We start from the raw sequence: 17000 nt of genomic DNA on the forward strand, positions 1-17000 counted from the left end.
CCGGTCGCCCTTCGTCACAGGCAGCGTCGTCGGAGCAGCGCCATGATGACGACGCGGAGGCATCCCTGCCCGGCCGGCCATGATCTGCTTCTGGAGTTTCAGGCCGTGATGCGGAGTGAACGGGGTGGCGATGCCTTCGACGACCGCGGGCTCGTCCTCACGGAAGGCGTTGGCCGGGCAGCGAGGGCGAGAGGCGAGCGGCTGTGAGCTGCTGGAGCCGGTCCGGCAGCGAGGCGGCGTCGCGGGTGTCGAGCATGTCGGCGAACTGACGCACCAGCGGGCGTCGGCGGGTTGCCTGGCCGCATACGCTGACGGCTCCCGTCCTGCGAACAGGGGAGGGAGCCGTCCAGGTGTGGCTGGAGGCGTGGTGCCTTCAGCGGGTTATGCGTGGCGGTGGGTGCGTCGGTTGCCGGTGAGCAGGCGGTAGAGGGCGAGGAGGATGAAGGAGCCGGCGATCGCGGCGACCCAGGTGGAGAGGTCGAAGAATCCGTCGATGGAGTCGACGCCGAAGATCACCTTGCCGAGCCAGCCGCCGAGCAGACCGCCGGCGATGCCGATGAGCATGGTGATGATGATGCCGCCGGGGTCCTTGCCCGGCATCAGCATCTTGGCGATGGCGCCGGCGAGCAGGCCTATAAGGATCCACGCGATGATGCCCATGGTGTCTCTCCACTTCGTCGTATAAGGGCTGTGTAAGTTCACCGTCTGCACCGATCCCGCCCGGATAAACGTCTTCTGCGCCGCCGGTAGTGTCGGCTTCTGTCCGGCAGTGCCGTCTCTGGATGTGCGCGGGGGGTTGGCATCAGGGGGGCATTGATCGAAGTTTTGGTCCTGTCGGAGTCGCCGTGTGCTCCGGTGCGGGCGCGGACGCAGGAACCAGACGCATGCGGGAGCCTTGGGCAGCGAGGGCGGCGGGCTCGGACAGCGCGGTGCTGCGTACAGGGGTAGCTCCATTGGGGGGCACGGGCAGTCGGAAGGCGGGGCCGAGGATCGGCCGTGTCAGCGGCCGCCGCGGCTGGCGCGGTGACGGGAACGGAACTGCCGCAGCGGCAGATCTTGGCTGTCCTCGCCCACGCTGCGGCGGTCGCAGGACTCGCGCTCCTCGCCCTCAGCGACCGGTTTGCCTTCCGCCTCAGCGTCGTGTTCGACCGGTTGCCGGGAAACGACGGTCGACAGCGCCGAGAACCCGATTGAGGGCGAGCGGGCGCGAGGGCATTACACGGCCACCGACGCGCTGCCCCCGCGCCCGCCGGTGCCGCCGCGTGGGTCCCGGCTGTCAAAGGCAGGCGGCTCAGATCCTTGTCCGCTGCCCGCCGAGAGAAGTCACGCTCAGGCTGATCGAGAGGCGGGATATGGGGTACACGCCGGCGCATGGCACCGAAGAACGATCGTTTCAAGCTCCGGCAGGTGATACGGCAGATGCGCCGCATCCGGGCCTTCTACGCGCTGGGCGCCCTTCTGTGGGCGGCGACTGCCGCCTGGGGAGGTTGGCAGAGTCCCGGCAGTCGGCAGATGTGGGTGCCCGTACTCCTCTTGCTGGTCTTTGCCGGTCTGCTGTCCGCGACGTCCCTGTGGCTGCGCCAGCATCGGGACAACGACGCCGACCGGCCCGCCCGCCACGCGGCTCCACGGAGGTCGGCGTTCCGTCGGCACGCGAGCGCCTGACACGCGGACCTGCGAGCCCGGGACCTGTGGACCCGGGTCGGCGTTCAGCTGGTCAGGGAGCGCGGACCGGGTCCGAACTCCCGGCGCGACACGCCCACGTCATCCGTCCGTGAGCCGAGTGGTACATCGTCCACGACGCCCGCCGACGCTCAGCCCGAGGCCATCCCTTTCCGCCGCTGGAGCACAGCACAGCGCGGGTCGTTCAAGCAGCGCAACAACTCGTCGCGGGCCTCGTCCTCGGCTTGGAAGTGACCGGGGAGTTGCGTGGCTGGGCGATCGATGACCAGACCGGGTGGGCAGAGGAGCACACGCCGGCAGTCAATCAGCACCCCTTCGCGCTCCCGCCAAAGCTCGCCAGTCTGACCGACGATCAGCTCCGCCACAGCACGCCGCGGCACAGCAGCCTGGCTGGACGCACAGATCTCGCATGTGGCGGGCGCCGAGGAGCTCAACGACCGGCTCCGGCCACGGTGTGTCGAGGCCGGTCAGTGGCGCTCTCCCCTTTGTACGGCGGCAGAAGCGGCGGTGCCGTGGATGTACGTGGTGACCGCACGGCGCAGGGCGGTGTGGGCGTCCTGGCTGCGCTCGCGCCCGGCGCTCAGCGCCGCCTCGACGTCCGCGTCGAACCGGCCGTAGTCGTCGGCCGAACCGGGCTCGATGTCGCTCAGATCAATCGCCGACCACGCGGCGGCCATGGCGGCGGCGTGCAGCTCGGGGTCGGCGGTGAGGATGGCGAGCCGGTCGCGCGCCCGCGTGATCTCCGAGCGGGCCCGGAACAGAGCGGCCCGGTCCTCCCTGGTCCCCGCCTGGCCCTCGCGCAGATCGGCAATCAACAGCCAGAAGAGTTCGCGGTACTGCAGGACGGCGGCAAGCAGCTGGTCGGCGGTGTCAACGACACGCTGGTGCTGTTGTTCGGCGCGGTTGCGACGGTCGGTCAGGAACTGGGTGGAGCTGGCCAGAGCCACGCCGGCGAGGGTGCCGACCACTGCTATGAGCGCGTCCCACACGGAGGTACCTCCTTCGAAGTGTTCGTGGTGGTAGGCGGGTTACTGGTCGCTGGGCCTCTGCAGAAGGGGGCATCCGTTCCCCGACCGGCACCAACCGGCTTCCGTCGCCTGGAGGATTGTGTCGCGGCGGCGAGCAGTGATCAAGGTTCGGCAAGGTGGGCTCGACGGAGGCCAGTCCCTTCAAGTCAGCCGCTTCAGCTAGGTCGTCGAGGATCCACCGGAGCCGGGCTGTGGAAAGGTTGGGCTTCAGCCAGGCCAGGAACCATGCCCCACGCGGGCTCCGACCCGGCCGCCTATGAGGTTGCTCATGGCCCCGTTATGTGTTCAGCGCTGTGGGTGGCGGTTGCCGGGATCAGGATGGTGCCCTGGCGGCTGGCGTCCTGGACTTGGCGCTCGACGGCGCAGGTGCACTGGAACCGTGCGTCCAGGCGGAATGCGAGCTGCTCGAACCGGGCCCGGGTGGCTCGTTGTGGCAGTCCGCTCATGTGAACTTTGGGCTTACTTGTCCGGCGGTGTCCACATCACTCTGACGCGGTCGGCGGCGATGTCAAAGCCGAGCAGTGGCTCCGTACCGCCGCCCTCGGGGAAAAGCAGGACTGATTTGCCCAGCCGTCGCCCGATCACCGCCATGAAGGTGCACAAGACGTCCAGCTGTTCTTGTCCGTGGAGTTCTCTGAGGTCTACGTCGAAGTCGATGCGCTCGTCTGCGAGGAAGCGAAAGATCGCACAGATTCCGGGATCCGGCCACACTGTCAGGTTCAGGCACTCGGCGTCGGCCGGGCGGGAGAGGACGGCGTCGGCTCGGGGCAACGGCAGCACCGCGTTGCCCTCGGCGTACTCGAAGGTCCAGCCCTGCTCCTCGATCAGGTCGAGCACGACCTGCCAGTCCGCCGCTGTCGTCTCCTCGACGAACACGTCGGGGAGGTAGCCCCCATCGGCTGGATCGAGCAGCCACGCCACCTGGTCGTCCCACAGCAGATAAGCCATCTCGCCATCTTGCCCTCCGAGGCATGCCGGGCCGACTGAGTTTCCACCGGTCCTGTGCGCCTGTCTGCTGGCCTCGTCAACCGGCAAGGTCCAAAGAGCACCGTGGCGTTCGTGTTGAGGAAGACGGGGCCTTACCCGCCACCCCTGTTGGCGCGGGAGACGCCCCCCATGGCCGTTGGACGGGCCAGCGGTGGGAGGGCTTGGCCCGCCGCATCTCGACGTGCGGCGACGAGGGCGTGCTCTCGTTCCGGCACGCTCAGTGCTACGCCCCCGTACACCCATTTTCGGTTCCAAGCGTTCACGCGGCAGTCGGACCGACGGACTTCTCTTCCCCCATGACCCCGTGGCCGAAGTGTCGTGTGATCCGCCGAACTGCGCTTCCGTTGCACATGTGCAGTCGTCGCTATCAGGCGGCGACGAGAGTGGCGTTGTTAACGACTTCCGTGATCCGGCACAGAGCGTGTGGAGCGGTCGCGGAGCGTTGACTCGATGTTCGTTGGGCTCGTGGATGGCTACTCGAGCGCCAGGTATTCAGGTGACGGATGACTCAGCTCGGGGTGTTCCACCGCGTATCGATCGCCGTGGATCGACAGCATGGCCCAGTGCCATGCCTCGTCGTGAAAGACCAGTCCGCGAAACGACGCTTCGGCCGATTCGTATGGGTAGAACTCCAGGGCGGCCTCTCTCGCCTCCTCTGGCGCCAGCCCGCCGTGATGCTGCATGACCCATGCGTAGGCCCGCCGCTCGGCCTGCAGGTAGTCGAGATACTCCGCTTCGTTCCATGCCACGGCGTAAGGGTAGACCGGTCGCCGAAGGGGTCGGCGCGCCAGGTAACCCGACGTTCAGGCGGCCGCCATCGCCCCGGATGCGGCCTGGTGGGCCGCCCCCTGACGTACACCATCGTCCGTCTCGAGCACCTCCCGCACCGCATCAGCCTCTGCGCCGCGCTCATCGCCGCCCGGTAAATGGGCCAGGCCAGTGAAGGGCTCGATTCCCAGCGGCGCCCTCTCCGACCTCGTCTGCGAGATCCGCGGCACCCGCATCGCTGTCTCAGCTGAGGTAGCCGAGCAGGATGCCTGTTGAGAGCGGCGCTGAAGTTGTGCATGAGGGCCAGCGTTCATGTTTGGATCGCCCGGTCAGCGGCGTTACCCCCAGTCGGCCTCACCCCGTCGTGCTTTCTTTCACGGGCAGCCAGGGATGATGCCCGCGTGGTGACACACCTTGAGCTCTTCGCGGACTACTTCCAGATCCACGTCCTGGACGACGACTCCGAGGCGACCGAGAGGGGCATCGGTGATGTGTGGACCGATCAGGCCGTACTGGACGGGCTCGGCGTCGCCGAACATGCCCTGGCCATCGGCACGGCTGTCAACGTAACTGTCGACGTCCATATCGATCTCCTGACGGGCCAACCAGGCGATGACAGCGACGATTTCGACCACGTCGTCGAGGCCAGTCTCAACCTGGCCTCGGGGCGAATGGTCGTTCTGGGCTGCACTGACTACACCCCCGAGGCAGCACGCTTCGACATGCCCGCCGGATGGACCCGCATCCGAACGTCTCGGCGGAATCTCGAAGCCGTAGCCTTCCCCGACCTCGACTGCGAGGACGAGCCTGAGGACATGGAGGAGATTCGGATCCAGGCATGGCCTGCACCGCACGCACTGCCCGACATCATCAAGCGATGGACACGGCCCGACGCATAGGCCGTGAGCGGGTGTTCGGGTTCATTCTGTCGTCGCATGCTGTTCGCCGTCCTCTGGCGCGGCGACGACGGTCTGGAGGTCCAGTACAGCCTGCCCAGCAGGCCCTGTTCCTGCAGCCCTCCGACGACATGACGGGGGAGGGCCGAGTCGAGGCGATGGCGCTGCGCCGGTATGGGCGGAGCGCGCGGCATGGCGCTCGTGCGCCGTACCGCCTCGCCCGGGCGCCTGCGCGGCCATGACGCTCACCAAGTCGCTGCGGACAGGCGGCTCAACCCCTGTCCGTCCCGTCCGTACCCCGGGCTGTCCGGGGCAGGGGGGAAGGCGAGACCGGTCGGCGTGCTGAGGCCGGTGAAACCGAGCGTCACCTGTCCTCCTCCTGTCTCGCGGACGCGCACCACGCGGTTGTTGAACCCGTCGGCCACGTACAGGTGGCCGTTGCCATCGAGGGCCAGTCCGAGCGGGGAGTTCAGTCCGGTGACGGCAACGGTGCTCTGCCGGCCGCTTCGGGTGGCGACCTTCACCACGCGGTTGTTGCCACTGTCGGCGACGTACAGGTCGCCGCCGGTGCCCAGTGCCAGACCGGTCGGCTGGGAGAGGCCCGTCGTGGGCACGGTCTGCTGGCCGCCCCCGTCCACCGAGACCCTGACGATGCGGTCGTTGACGAAGTCGGAGACGTACAGATGCCCGTCAGATGCCCAGGCCAGCCCCCAAGGGTGCAGCAGTCCCTCCGTGGCCAGCACCGTCCGACTCCCGCTGTCGGCGGCGACCCTCACGATCCGGTCGTTGAAGCTGTCCGCGATGTATAGGTTCCCGGCCGGGTCGACCGCGAGCCCCAGCGGCCGCGACAGATCGCCCGCCGGTACGACCGACTGCTCTGCGCCGTCCGGAGGCAGGACGACGACCCGGTTGTTGCCGGTGTCGGAGACGTAGAGCCGGCCGGCGGCGTCCCAGGCCATGCCGGTCGGACGCACCAGGCCGTCGAGGGGGACGGTGACCTGTTCACCGCTGTACGCGGACAGGGTGAGCACCCGGTTGCCGCCGTAGTCGGACACGTACGGGGCCGGGTCGACGGGCGTGCGGGTGTCACCGGCCCGGACGGCGTCCGTCGCCCCGGCGGGCAGCGCGCAGAGCAGGACCAGTGCCAGCGCGGCGGCCAACCGCCGTGACCACCTCCGGGCCGGCCAGCCACCGTTCCTCGCCGATCCGGCCGTCATCCGTTCCATGACTCACCCGCCTGTGTGCTCGGACGGTCGGCTCCATGCCGTACCCCTCGCCGACCCTAGGAAGCGCCGCGCGCCGGTGCGGGAGCCACGCCACCGGCTGTCAGCCCGCCACTCCAATGCCCCGGAGCGCGTCAGTCCGGAGGGCGCCGCGGCCAGGCGCTCGGGCAGGAGGACTTGGCGCGCCCTCGGCGTACCCGACCCAGCGCAACATCCAGGTACTCGAAGCCGAGATCCCTCCATGAGTACGGTCACCGGGTGGGATCGAGAAGGATCTTGCGGACCCTGTCGGAGCGGTCGGCAGAGTCCACGACCACCGTGCCTGTCACGGCGGCCGGATTGACCAGCAGTGAGCGGTAGTCGGCCGGGCCCTGTGCTTGGTGCGCGGGCGGCGGGGCGGTGGGGTGGTAGCCGCCGGGCGGTCACACGCTGAGCGCCTCCCGGACGGTCTGTTCGGCGTCCGTGCCGCCCACGCCGGAGGAGGTCACCCGGCCCGCCTCCAGGACGCAGTAGTGCTGGGCGGCGCGCATGGCGAAGCCGACGTGCTGCTCGACGAGGAGGACGGAGAGTCCGCCGCCGCGGGTCAGGGCGAGGACGGTCTCCTCGATCTCCGCGACGATGGAGGGCTGGATGCCCTCAGTCGGCTCGTCGAGCAGGAGCAGCCGTGGCCTGGTGATCAGGGCACGGGCGATGGCCAGTTGCTGGCGCTGGCCGCCCGACAGCAGGCCGGCGCGGCGGCTGGACACCTCCCGCAGGACGGGAAAGAGGTCCAGCACCTCCGCGATCGCCTCCCTGCCCCCACCGCGGCCGTCGGCGACCAGTTGCAGGTTCTCGGCGGTGCTCAGATGCGGGAAGGACTGCTGGCCCTGGGGGACGTACGCCATCCCGCGGGCGACCCGCTGGTGCGGGGCGAGGCGGGTGATGTCCTCGTCGTCCAGGAGCACGCTGCCGCTCCTCGGCTTGAGCAGGCCCATCGCGACGCGCAACAGGGTGCTCTTGCCGGCGCCGTTGTGCCCGAGGACTGCGGCGACGCCGTCCTTCGGGACGGTGACCGTGACGTCGTGCAGGACGGGGCTGCGGTCGTAACCGGCCCGGATGTTCCTGATCTCCAGCATGGCGTCAGGCCTCCTGCGTCGACGCGACGGGTGCCGAGGACGCCACCTCGGGTTCGGAGGCCCGCCCGAGGTAGACCTCCTGGACCTTGGCGTCGGCCTGGACCTCGTGGACCGTGCCCTGGCTGAGCATCCTTCCGGCGTGCAGGACGCTGACACTGCGGGCGAAGGAGCGCATGAAGTCCATGTCGTGCTCGATGACGACGACGGTCCGCTCCTCGCTGATGCGCTGCAACAGCTCGCCGGTCGCCTGGCGTTCGTCGTGGCTCATCCCGGCCACCGGCTCGTCGAGCAGCAGCAGTCGTACGTCCTGCACGAGCAGCATGCCGATCTCCAGCCACTGCTTCTGGCCGTGGGCGAGAACCCCGGCCGGACGGTCGCGCAGCGCGGACAGACCGATCGTCTCCAGCGCCTGTTCGACCGGCTCCGGGACGCCTTTGCGGCGCCGCAGCATGGTCCACGGACCGCGTCCGGCGCCGGCAGCGATATCCAGGTTCTGAAGGACCGTCAACTCCTCGAAGACCGTGGCCGTCTGGAACGTACGGCCGATGCCCATCCGGGCGATCGACTGCACCGGCCTGCCCAGCAACTCCCGGTCGCCGAAGCGGGCCGAGCCGCCGGCCTTGACCAGGCCGGTGACGGCGTCGACCAGTGTGGTCTTGCCGGCGCCGTTCGGGCCGATGAGGAAACGCAGGTCGCCGGGGTGGATGTCCAGGTCGACGCCGTCGACGGCGGTGAAGCCGTCGAAGGTCACGCGCAGATCGCGGACGGTCAGTCCCTCGCCAGTCATGCGGTCTCTCCTGAACTGATGGGGCGGGTACGGCGGTTGCGTACGACGGTCGTCAGGGAGGCGAGGCCGCCTGGCAGGAAGCCGACCGCCAGCACGAACAGCAGGCCCTGCAGATACGTCCACGCGGCCGGGAAGGCGTCGGACAGCGTGCTCTGCGTCCAGGCGACGGCGACCGCGCCGAGTACCGCGCCCACCAGCGATGCCCGGCCTCCGACCGCCGCGCCGATGACGAAGCCGATGGATGGCACGATTCCGATCAGGGCCGGGGAGATGATGCCGACGGCCGGGACGAAGAGGGCCCCGCCGAGCCCCGCCAGCCCGGCCGCGACGACGTACGCCACCAGCTTGACGTTGGCCGGGTCGTAGCCGAGGAAGCGCACCCGCTCCTCGGAGTCCCGTACCGCGATGAGGAGTTCGCCGTACCGGCTGACGAACAGCTGACGGACCAGGACCATCACCAGCAGCAGGGCCGCCGCGATGATGAAGTACACCGTCCGCTGGTTGACCGGGTCGCGCAGGTCGTAGCCGAAGAATCCCTGGATGTCGGTGAGGCCGTTCGTGCCGCCCGTGGTGGCCTGTTGGCCGATCAGCCAGATCGCCAGGGCCGCGGCGAGGGCCTGGCTCAGGATCGCGAAGTACGCGCCCTTGACGCGGCGGCGGAAGACGAAGAAGCCGAGGACGGCGGCGACCGCCATCGGCAGCAGCACCGTCATGGCCAGCGCGAAACCTGGGTTCGCGAACGGTTGCCACCACCACGGCAGGGTGTCCGAAGTGCCGTACAGCTGCATGAAGTCGGGGAGCGTCTCGCCGGTCGCGGCGGCGTCCGCCAGCTTGAGGTGCATGGCCATGGCGTAGCCGCCGAGGCCGAAGAAGACGCCCTGGCCGAGCACCAGCAGCCCGCCGCGGCCCCACGCCAGACTGACGCCCACGGCCACGATCGCGTAGCACAGGTACTTGGCCAGCAGCGAGAGCCGGAAATCGGGAAGGACGAGCGGCGCCAAGCCGAGCAGCAGGACGGCGCCGAGGAGGAACCCGCCGGGCACCCGGAAGCGTGTCAGCACACCGGGGGCCGGAGTCTTGGCGGTCGCGGGGGTCATGGTTGTCGTCATGCCAGGCTCCGGGTGCGCAGTGTGTACAGGCCCTGGGGACGCCACTGGAGAAAGGCGACGATCGCCACGAGGACGGCGACCTTCGCGACGCTGATCGTGGTCGAGTACTCCAGCACCGCCTGGAGCACACCGAGCACGAAGGCGGTGATGACACTGCCCTTCAGCTGCCCGATGCCGCCCACGACCACGACGAGGAAGGCGTCGACGATGTAGTTGGTGCCCATCGTCGGGCCGATCGGGCCGACCAGGGTGAGGGCGACACCGGCCACACCCGCCAGGCCCGAACCGATGAAGAAGGTCGTACGGTCGACCCGTTCGGAGGCGATGCCGGACACCTCGGCGAGGTCGCGGTTCTGCACGACGGCCCGGATCCGGCGGCCCAGCGGCGTCAGCCGCAGCACGAGGGTGAGGCCGAGGACGCAGCTCAGGGCGAGGCCGAGGATGAACAGCCGGCTGGTGGCGAGGGTGAAGCCCGCCACCGAGATGTTGCCGGTCAGCAGATCCGGGGCGCGGGTCTGCACGTTGGGCGCGCCGAAGATGTCACGGGCGAGCTGCTGGAGCATCAGGGAGACACCCCACGTCACCAGCAGCGTGTCCAACGGCCGGGTGTACAGGCGCCGGATCAGCAGCCATTCCAGCAGTGCGCCGAGGCTGCCGGCCACGAGGAAGGCCAGCGGAAGCGCGACGAGCAGCGAGACGCCGGCACCGCTGATGGACTTCTGCACGACGTACGTCGTGTAGGCACCGGCCATGATGAACTCGGCGTGGGCCATGTTGATCACGCCCATCTGACCGAAGGTCAGCGTCAGTCCCAGGGCGATGAGCAGGAGGACGGCACCGATACTGATGCCGGTGAAGGACTGGTTGAGGATGACCGTCATGAAGCGGCTCCGGGTCGGGGACGGGCGTGCGGTCCGGGGCGCGGCCCGGCCTCGGTGACGAGGCCCGGGACTCGCGCGGGGCCGGGGCTCAGGAGAGACCGGAGGCCCAGGTGTAGCCCTTCAGGTACGGGTCCGGCTTGACCGGCTTGCCCGAGTTCCAGACCTCCTCGATAAGGCCGTCCGCGCCGACCTTGCCGATGCGGGCCGTCTTGTACACGTGCTGGGAGGCGCCGTCCACGGTGACCTTGCCTTCCGGGGCGTCGAGTTCGATGCCGTCGGCGGCCGCCTTGACCTCGGCGACGTCGAACGAGCCGGCCTTCTCGACCATCTCCTTCCAGAGGTAGACCGAGACGTACGCGGCCTCCATCGGGTCACTGGTCGGCTTGTCCTTGCCGTACGCGGCCTGGTAGGCCTTCACGAACTCGGTGTTGGCCGCGCCCGGCGTGGTCTGGTAGTAGTTCCAGGCGGTCAACTGGCCCTCCAGATACTGGGTGCCGATGCTCTTGACCTCCTCCTCGGCGATCGACACCGACAGCACCGGCATGCTCTTCGCGGTGAGACCCGAGGACTTGTACTCCTTGAAGAAGGCCACGTTGCTGTCGCCGTTGAGGGTGTTGAACACCGCGTCGGCACCGGAGTCCTTGACCTTGTTGACGATGGTGCTGAACTCCGTGGAGCCCAGGGGCGCGTAGTCCTCCCCGACCACCTTCATGCCGTTGGCCTCCGCGTACGCCTTGATGATCTTGTTGGCGGTGCGCGGGAAGACGTAGTCGCTGCCCACCAGGTACAACCGCGTCAATCCCTGCTTCTTGAGGTAGTCGAGTGCGGGCACGATCTGCTGGTTGGTGGTCGCGCCGGTGTAGAAGATGTACGGCGACTGCTCCAGTCCCTCGTACTGCACGGGGTAGAACAGCAGCGACTTGTGACGCTCGAAGACCGGCTTGACGGCCTTGCGGCTCGCCGAGGTCCAGCAGCCGAAGGTGGCGACGACCTTGTCATCGGTGATCAGGCCCTCGGCCTTCTCCGCGAAGGTCGGCCAGTCGGAGGCGCCGTCCTGGCTGACCGGCTTGAGCTTCTTGCCGAGCACGCCACCGGCGGCGTTGATCTCCTTGATGGCGAGGAGCAGCGAGTTGTGGACGGTCACCTCGCTGATGGCCATGGTGCCCGACAGCGAGTTGAGCAGCCCGACCTTGACGGTGCTGCCGGAGGTGTCGGCCTTGGCCGCGGTGCCGGACGACGTGTCGTCGCCGGTCTTGGCGCCGCACGCGCTGAGGGCGGCGGACGCGCCGATGGCAGAGACGCCTGTCAAAAGACCGCGACGGCTGATGCTGGGCCCGGACATGCGGTACCTCCTTGCCCCGAAGGGGCGTGGGAACGAGAGGAAGAATCGGGGACGGGGATGCGCGGGCACTCAGCGTGTGAAGGGCGGCTGGTGGGCGCGCGCATTCCCAGCCGTACGGTGCGGTGGCGGCCGAGCTGGTCGTCTGAAGTGCGGTCACAGACTGCGCCCGTGCTGTTACCCCGGCGTTTCGGCGCCGTTGATGAGTAATTTCTTTTGGAAGCAACTCGGTGCGAGCCACGCCGTGAGCCGACGTCTCGGATGTCCCAAAGACCACTGGTGGGGGCGTACTTGGGCCCGGGAAGGGCTTACTTGCCCTGGAAAGCATCTCCCGAAGGGAGGTAGGGTCGGCGCTGTGAGCCGCTTCTTCGTGGCCTGCCGAGGAGGATCGAAGTGCTGTCAGAGCCGCCGCGCGATCTGACCCGACTGCTCAGCAGCGCGGAGCGGTTGATGACCCGTCGGCTGGCCGCCGCGCTGGAGGACGAGCAGTGCTCCGTCGAGGAGTGGCGGGTGCTCGCACTGCTCTCGGACGGCCGCGGACACACCATGTCGGACATCGCTTCCTACGCGCTGATGCCCGCGCCCAGCCTCACCAAGCTGGTCGACCGGATGGTGTCGGCGGCCCTGGTCTACCGCCGCAAGGACCCGGGGGACGGCCGGCGCGTGCTGGTCTACCTCTCCGCCCGCGGCCGGACCCGGCACCGTGCCGTGTCGGTGCCGGTGCAGCGAGTGCACGAGCAGGTGCTGGGCGAGCTGCCCGGCGTACAGGAGCTGGCGGAGGGGCTTGCGCGGCTGGAGTTCTTGCTGGAGCGCGGCTCGGAGCAGGTCAGAGCTGAGCGGTGATCTCGAAGTCCAGGGCGTCCGCCCGGGCGAGATACAGCCGTTGTTCGAGATGGTTGCCCCGCAGCCGCAGAGCGCCCCGGGGGCCCTCGTAGCAGATCGTCTCGTCCGGGCCCGCCGGCGCCGATGCGCTCAGCGATCCGCGTTGTTCGGCGAGCGCGCCGAGCAGCAGGAAGCCCTCGAAACAGGACTCGCCGAGACTCCCCGCGACCGGCGCCTCGTCACCGAAGCGGCGGGCGTAGCGGTGGCCGAAGGACAGGCTCTCCGAGGTCATCAGGGAGTCGAAGTATCCGGCCGCCGCCCACAGTCCCTCCGACGCCTCCGCGCCGGAGGCGAGCAGCAGGTTCTCGTCCATGTGCGTGCTCAGCCGTACGCACCGCTGGTGCAGGCCCGCCGCGGTGAACGCCCGGTTGAAGCGCACCGCGTCGTCCCCGAGCAGCAGCATCAGTACCGCGTCCGCCCCGCATGCCTCGACCCGGCGCACCACGGGGCCGAACTCCGCCGTGCCCAGGGGCACGAACACCTCGTCCACCACGCTGCCGCGGCACTCGTCGGCGAACCGGCGCGCGGTACGTGCGGTCACCCGCGGCCAGACGTAGTCACTGCCCACCGTGCACCAGCGGCGCACACCCGTGGACTCGGCCAACAGCCGCATCGCGGGGGCGAGTTGCTGGATGTCCGTCTCTCCGGTGAGGAAGACGCCGGGGGTCTCCTCGCCGCCTTCGTACTGGGCGGTGTAGATGTACGGCACCCGGTTGGCGATCCGCGGTGCCAGCGCCTGGCGTACCGCGGAGTCGTGCCAGCCGACGACGGCGTCGACCGCGCCGAGCGCGACCAGGCCGGCCACCTCGTCCGCGACCTGCCGGGGTGCGGCGCCGCCGTCCACGACGACCAGCCGTACTTCCCGGTCCAGGATGCCGCCCCCGGCGTTGAGTTCCTCCGCGGCCAGTTGCGCCGAAAGCTCGCAGGACAGTCCGAAGATGCCGGCCGGGCCGTGGAGGGGGATCACGAGTGCCACCAGGAGCACGTCCCGGCGGCTCGGGGACAGGTGTGCTGCCGTCGAGTGCACAGGGCACCTCCGGGGATTACGCGGCGTCCGCGGAGTTCAGCCCCGGCGCCCTTGCTGAGGACCTCCCGCACCGACGGAGCCTAGACCGGTGCGGGGGCCTTGACAATGCGCCAAAGTCCGACCGCCTGACAGGGCTTGCGCTGCGCTCGGGCAGCGGCTGGTCGCCGCCGGCCAGGCGCACACCGGCGGCCCCAGGGATGCCACCTGCGCCAGCCTTGCCCCATCCATCGGCAGAACCCGGGCCGGCGCATCATGGAGAGTCGAGAGCAGCTTCCCGATGTGGCACCGATAGAGGTCGTTCTCCTTCCGAACCTCGTGTGTGGATCGGACGGGGCAGACGCCGAAGAGGCCCTCGGGCGTCGAGTGATCGGGCTCGAGTGGTGTTCACCGGCCCACTGAGCCCTCGCCCCACGCCCTTCAGCTGCCCGCCGCCACCCGCCGTACCACCGCCAGCGCCTCGCGCACGGCCTCGGGGATGTCCGTCACGGGGAAGCGTGCCTGGCGGATCACACGCTCGCGGTCCACCACCAGCACCGCCCGCTTCAGACGCAGTGCTTGCCCGGCGCGGAACACCGGTAGCCGCAAAGCTGCGGCGAGGCGCAGGTCGACGTCCGAGAGCAGAGTGAAGGGGATGCCCTCCTCGACAGCGAACACCCTCTGCTCGTCCGGGCGTTGAGTGCTCACCCCGCGCACCTCGGCGCCTGCGCCGCGGAAATCGTCGTACGCGTCGCGGAACAGCCGGTTCTCCAGCGTGCAGCCGACGGTGCCCGGGATGTCGGCCCAGCCGTCCGGCAGCGGGCCGGGGCGACCGGTCGCCGGGTAGCAGAACAGGACGGTGGCCGCGGTCTCGGCCACCGGGTCCAGTGGCATACCGCTCTGGTGCCCGGGCAGTTCCAGGCCGGGCAGCCGCTCGCCCACCAGGCCCGCCACCCGCCGCGCCTCGGCACTGTCCTCGTCGGCGGTGCCGCTCAGTGAGCCGTCGCCGAGCAGCCAGCGGTCCGCCCAGTCCTGCATCGACAGCAGCACGGGCAGCAGGCCCCGCCCGCGCTCCGTCAGCCGGTACTCGTAGCGCACCGGGCCGCTCTGATACGGAACCCTCGTCAGGACCTCCGCCTGCACCAGCTGTGCAAGGCGCTCGGTCAGTACCTTGCGGGAGATCCCCAACTCCTCCTGGAGCGCGTCGAACCGGTGGTGCCCGCGGGCGGTCTCCCGCACCAGGAGCAGGCTCCACCAGTCGCCGACCACCGCCGCCGCCTGTGCGATCGCACAGGCGGCGTCCCGTTCAGGCACCGACCTGGCCATGGGGCTCCTGTCTCCTGGGGGCAGTACCGAGTGCTGAAAACCATCTTGCGCCATGCGGTGAGTTCCCGATAGGAACTCACAGGACGCAAGTAAGTTCCCAATAGAGACTCACTGGAGGACGGGCATCGCATGAGCGAGACAACGACGGTCCCGAAGCGTGATCGCCGAACGACCCGCCACGCGGCCTCTCCGCGGTCCGTCTTCTGGCGCTACTGGGCCGCCGCCACCGTCAGTAACGCGGGCACCGCCGTCACCGCCCTCGCTCTGCCCTTGGTCGCCCTCACCGTCCTCGACGCCACGGCACTCCAGGCCACCCTGCTCGCCGCCGCCGGACAGATCCCCTGGCTGCTGCTCAGCCTCCCGGCCGGAGTGATCGCCCAGCGCGTTCCGCTCCGACGTCTCCAGGTCACCCTCGATCTCGTACGGTTCGCCGCTGTCGGATCTCTCCCGCTCGCCTGGTGGCTCGACCGGCTCACCTACCCGCACCTGCTGCTCGCCGCTCTGGTCATCGGCGCCGCGACCGTACTCTTCGACATCGCCAACTCGACCTTTCTGCCTGCCCTGGTCCCGGCCGGGCAGCTCACCGCCCGCAACAGCCTGATGTCGGGCACGCACGCCGTCACCGAGACCGCAGGACCCTCCGGGGGCGGCCTTCTCGTGCACGCCGCGGGCCCGGTCGGCGCGCTCTTGGTGGACGCGGCCAGCTACCTGCTCTCCGCCGGGCTGCTGCGTACCCTCCCCGAGCGCCGTCCCGCCACCCGCAGCGGCGACGGCGCCCTCCGGCTGATCCGCGAGGGCTGGACCTACGTCACGCGGCACCCGGTGATGCTGCCCTGCATGCTCTGGGCCACCGCCACCAACTTCGTCTGCGCCGCCCTGGTCGCCCTCACCCCCCTCTACCTGGTCCGCGAGGCCGGGCTGACGCCCGTACAACTCGGCCTGGTACTCGCCATGGACGGCATCGGCGCGCTCACCGGATCCGCCGTGGCGGCCCGGGTGATCCGGCGGTTCGGCACCGCCCGTGGCCTCGTCGGAACCGCGCTGGCAGGCGGCGCTGCCGCCCTGTTGGCCCCCTTGACCACGTCCGCGGCCAACGCGTACTGGTTCGCCTTGGGAAACGCCGGTTTCGCGTTCGGCGTCGTCATCGGATCGATCACCACCCGCACCCACCGGCAGACCGACTCCCCGCCCGAGCTCCTCTCCCGAGTCATGGCCACCGTCCGCTTCGTGTCCTGGGGCGCCCAGCCGCTCGGCGCCCTCACCGCCGGCCTGCTAGCCACCTGCGCAGGAACGCACGCGGCTCTGTGGATGGTGTGCATCGCCGCGCTCCTGCCGCCGCTGTACCTGTTGACGGTCCCGGTGGGCCGCCGCCGGGACCTCGCCTGACACGTCCTTGACTTCCTCCCCCTCCTGAAGGAGGGGGATTCCTACGGCTCGCGCTGTAGGGGTTTCTGCTTCGTTGCCGACTGCCCGCCCGGAGTGCTCCGTTGAGGTCTTACACCGGCTCCACAGACAGATGCCGTCAGCCCGACGGCCAGAATGTTCTTCGCCGCGTTCACGTCCCGGTCGTGGGTTGTCCCGCAGCCGGCGCACGTCCATGCGCGGACGTTCAGCGGCATCCTGTCCTGCAGGGCGCCGCATGCGGAGCACAGCCTGGAGGAGGGGAACCAGCGGTCGACCGCGATCACTTCACGGCCGTACCAGCGGGCCTTGTACTCCAGCAGGCTCCGCAAGTCCGCCCACGCCGCATCGCTGATGGCCCGGGCCAGCCTTCTGTTCTTCACCATGTTCCGGATGGCGAGGTCCTCGATCACGATCGTTTGGTTCTCACGAACGAGGCGAGTGGTGAGCTGGTGCAGGTGGTCACGCCTGCGGTCGCTGATGCGGGCGTAGACCTTGGCAACCCTGCGGCGTGCCTTGACCCGGTTCGATCCCTCCCCCTTCGCCTTGCGGGCAAGTTCCCGCTGGGCCCT

18 protein-coding genes are annotated in these 17000 nt (G+C 69.4%); 5 read left to right on the forward strand and 13 right to left on the reverse strand.

The window, feature by feature from the left end:
• Window positions 1-381: 381 nt before the first annotated feature.
• Window positions 382-660, reverse strand: coding sequence for a GlsB/YeaQ/YmgE family stress response membrane protein (locus tag ACWDRW_RS35145; protein ID WP_451730918.1), 279 nt, complete (start codon window positions 658-660; stop codon window positions 382-384).
• Between the two features lie 336 nt (window positions 661-996).
• Here ACWDRW_RS35145 and ACWDRW_RS35150 point away from each other — a divergent pair, with 336 nt between their 5' ends.
• Together ACWDRW_RS35150 and ACWDRW_RS35155 are read left to right on the forward strand one after the other, a co-directional pair.
• Window positions 997-1194 carry a hypothetical protein gene (locus ACWDRW_RS35150; protein ID WP_451730920.1) on the forward strand — a complete coding sequence of 66 codons (198 nt, stop codon included), beginning with the start codon at window positions 997-999 and terminating at the stop codon, window positions 1192-1194.
• 177 nt (window positions 1195-1371) lie between these two features.
• On the forward strand, window positions 1372-1665 hold the full coding sequence (locus ACWDRW_RS35155) for a hypothetical protein (protein ID WP_451730923.1): 294 nt from the start codon (window positions 1372-1374) through the stop codon (window positions 1663-1665).
• A 485-nt stretch (window positions 1666-2150) separates the two neighbouring features.
• Here the strand turns inward: ACWDRW_RS35155 and ACWDRW_RS35160 are convergent, their stop codons facing one another.
• From ACWDRW_RS35160 to ACWDRW_RS35170, 3 genes are all read right to left on the reverse strand, one after another.
• Window positions 2151-2672, reverse strand: coding sequence for a hypothetical protein (locus ACWDRW_RS35160; protein ID WP_451730926.1), 522 nt, complete (start codon window positions 2670-2672; stop codon window positions 2151-2153).
• A gap of 498 nt (window positions 2673-3170) precedes the next feature.
• On the reverse strand, window positions 3171-3659 hold the full coding sequence (locus ACWDRW_RS35165) for a hypothetical protein (protein WP_451730929.1): 489 nt from the start codon (window positions 3657-3659) through the stop codon (window positions 3171-3173).
• Between the two features lie 512 nt (window positions 3660-4171).
• Complete coding sequence (locus ACWDRW_RS35170) at window positions 4172-4447, reverse strand: hypothetical protein (RefSeq protein ID WP_451730931.1); 276 nt, start codon at window positions 4445-4447, stop codon at window positions 4172-4174.
• A gap of 420 nt (window positions 4448-4867) precedes the next feature.
• On the opposite strand from ACWDRW_RS35170, the gene ACWDRW_RS35175 reads away from it, so the two are divergent.
• Entirely contained in the window at window positions 4868-5365 is a 498-nt protein-coding gene (locus ACWDRW_RS35175) for a hypothetical protein (RefSeq protein ID WP_451730934.1), read from the forward strand.
• 242 nt (window positions 5366-5607) lie between these two features.
• On the opposite strand, the gene ACWDRW_RS35180 is transcribed toward ACWDRW_RS35175, so the two are convergent.
• From ACWDRW_RS35180 to urtA, 6 genes are all read right to left on the reverse strand, one after another.
• The gene (locus ACWDRW_RS35180) at window positions 5608-6522 is read right to left on the reverse strand and encodes a virginiamycin B lyase family protein (protein WP_451730937.1); all 915 of its coding nucleotides are present in this window, start codon (window positions 6520-6522) and stop codon (window positions 5608-5610) included.
• 485 nt (window positions 6523-7007) lie between these two features.
• Entirely contained in the window at window positions 7008-7700 is a 693-nt protein-coding gene (urtE, locus tag ACWDRW_RS35185) for an urea ABC transporter ATP-binding subunit UrtE (protein WP_451730940.1), read from the reverse strand.
• A gap of 4 nt (window positions 7701-7704) precedes the next feature.
• Entirely contained in the window at window positions 7705-8487 is a 783-nt protein-coding gene (gene urtD / locus ACWDRW_RS35190) for an urea ABC transporter ATP-binding protein UrtD (RefSeq protein WP_451730942.1), read from the reverse strand.
• A complete protein-coding gene (gene urtC / locus ACWDRW_RS35195) occupies window positions 8484-9596 on the reverse strand; it encodes an urea ABC transporter permease subunit UrtC (protein ID WP_451730945.1) in 1113 nt (370 codons plus the stop codon). Before urtC ends, urtD begins: the two co-directional genes overlap by 4 nt.
• Window positions 9593-10477 (reverse strand): urea ABC transporter permease subunit UrtB, encoded by an 885-nt coding sequence (gene urtB / locus ACWDRW_RS35200; RefSeq protein WP_451730948.1) that lies wholly within the window; start codon window positions 10475-10477, stop codon window positions 9593-9595. Before urtB ends, urtC begins: the two co-directional genes overlap by 4 nt.
• 88 nt (window positions 10478-10565) lie before the next feature.
• Entirely contained in the window at window positions 10566-11819 is a 1254-nt protein-coding gene (urtA, locus tag ACWDRW_RS35205; protein ID WP_451730950.1) for an urea ABC transporter substrate-binding protein, read from the reverse strand.
• A gap of 390 nt (window positions 11820-12209) precedes the next feature.
• Between urtA and ACWDRW_RS35210 the strand changes: the two genes are divergently transcribed.
• On the forward strand, window positions 12210-12659 hold the full coding sequence (locus ACWDRW_RS35210; protein ID WP_451730953.1) for a MarR family winged helix-turn-helix transcriptional regulator: 450 nt from the start codon (window positions 12210-12212) through the stop codon (window positions 12657-12659).
• Here the strand turns inward: ACWDRW_RS35210 and ACWDRW_RS35215 are convergent.
• Both ACWDRW_RS35215 and ACWDRW_RS35220 read right to left on the reverse strand, forming a co-directional pair.
• Window positions 12643-13725 (reverse strand): substrate-binding domain-containing protein, encoded by a 1083-nt coding sequence (locus tag ACWDRW_RS35215; protein ID WP_451730954.1) that lies wholly within the window; start codon window positions 13723-13725, stop codon window positions 12643-12645. The two genes, ACWDRW_RS35210 and ACWDRW_RS35215, sit on opposite strands and share 17 nt — an antisense overlap.
• A gap of 417 nt (window positions 13726-14142) precedes the next feature.
• Window positions 14143-15027, reverse strand: a complete 885-nt coding sequence (locus tag ACWDRW_RS35220) for a winged helix-turn-helix transcriptional regulator (protein ID WP_451730956.1) — start codon at window positions 15025-15027, stop codon at window positions 14143-14145.
• Window positions 15028-15156: 129 nt separating this feature from the next.
• On the opposite strand from ACWDRW_RS35220, the gene ACWDRW_RS35225 reads away from it, so the two are divergent.
• The gene (locus ACWDRW_RS35225) at window positions 15157-16413 is read left to right on the forward strand and encodes an MFS transporter (RefSeq protein ID WP_451730959.1); all 1257 of its coding nucleotides are present in this window, start codon (window positions 15157-15159) and stop codon (window positions 16411-16413) included.
• A 41-nt stretch (window positions 16414-16454) separates the two neighbouring features.
• Here the strand turns inward: ACWDRW_RS35225 and ACWDRW_RS35230 are convergent.
• A partial coding sequence (locus ACWDRW_RS35230; RefSeq protein ID WP_451730962.1) for an RNA-guided endonuclease TnpB family protein occupies window positions 16455-17000 on the reverse strand: 546 nt, incomplete at its 5' end.

The sequence above is a fragment of the Streptomyces sp. NPDC003635 genome (assembly GCF_053587635.1).

Coding starts and splice junctions, on each gene's coding strand:
- ACWDRW_RS35145 (WP_451730918.1), bottom strand. CDS start 660: ATGGGCATCATCGCGTGGATCCTTATAGGCCTGCTCGCCGGCGCCATC.
- ACWDRW_RS35155 (WP_451730923.1), top strand. CDS start 1,372: ATGGCACCGAAGAACGATCGTTTCAAGCTCCGGCAGGTGATACGGCAG.
- ACWDRW_RS35165 (WP_451730929.1), bottom strand. CDS start 3,659: ATGGCTTATCTGCTGTGGGACGACCAGGTGGCGTGGCTGCTCGATCCA.
- urtE (WP_451730940.1), bottom strand. CDS start 7,700: ATGCTGGAGATCAGGAACATCCGGGCCGGTTACGACCGCAGCCCCGTC.
- urtD (WP_451730942.1), bottom strand. CDS start 8,487: ATGACTGGCGAGGGACTGACCGTCCGCGATCTGCGCGTGACCTTCGAC.
- urtC (WP_451730945.1), bottom strand. CDS start 9,596: ATGACGACAACCATGACCCCCGCGACCGCCAAGACTCCGGCCCCCGGT.
- urtB (WP_451730948.1), bottom strand. CDS start 10,477: ATGACGGTCATCCTCAACCAGTCCTTCACCGGCATCAGTATCGGTGCC.
- urtA (WP_451730950.1), bottom strand. CDS start 11,819: ATGTCCGGGCCCAGCATCAGCCGTCGCGGTCTTTTGACAGGCGTCTCT.
- ACWDRW_RS35220 (WP_451730956.1), bottom strand. CDS start 15,027: ATGGCCAGGTCGGTGCCTGAACGGGACGCCGCCTGTGCGATCGCACAG.
- ACWDRW_RS35225 (WP_451730959.1), top strand. CDS start 15,157: ATGAGCGAGACAACGACGGTCCCGAAGCGTGATCGCCGAACGACCCGC.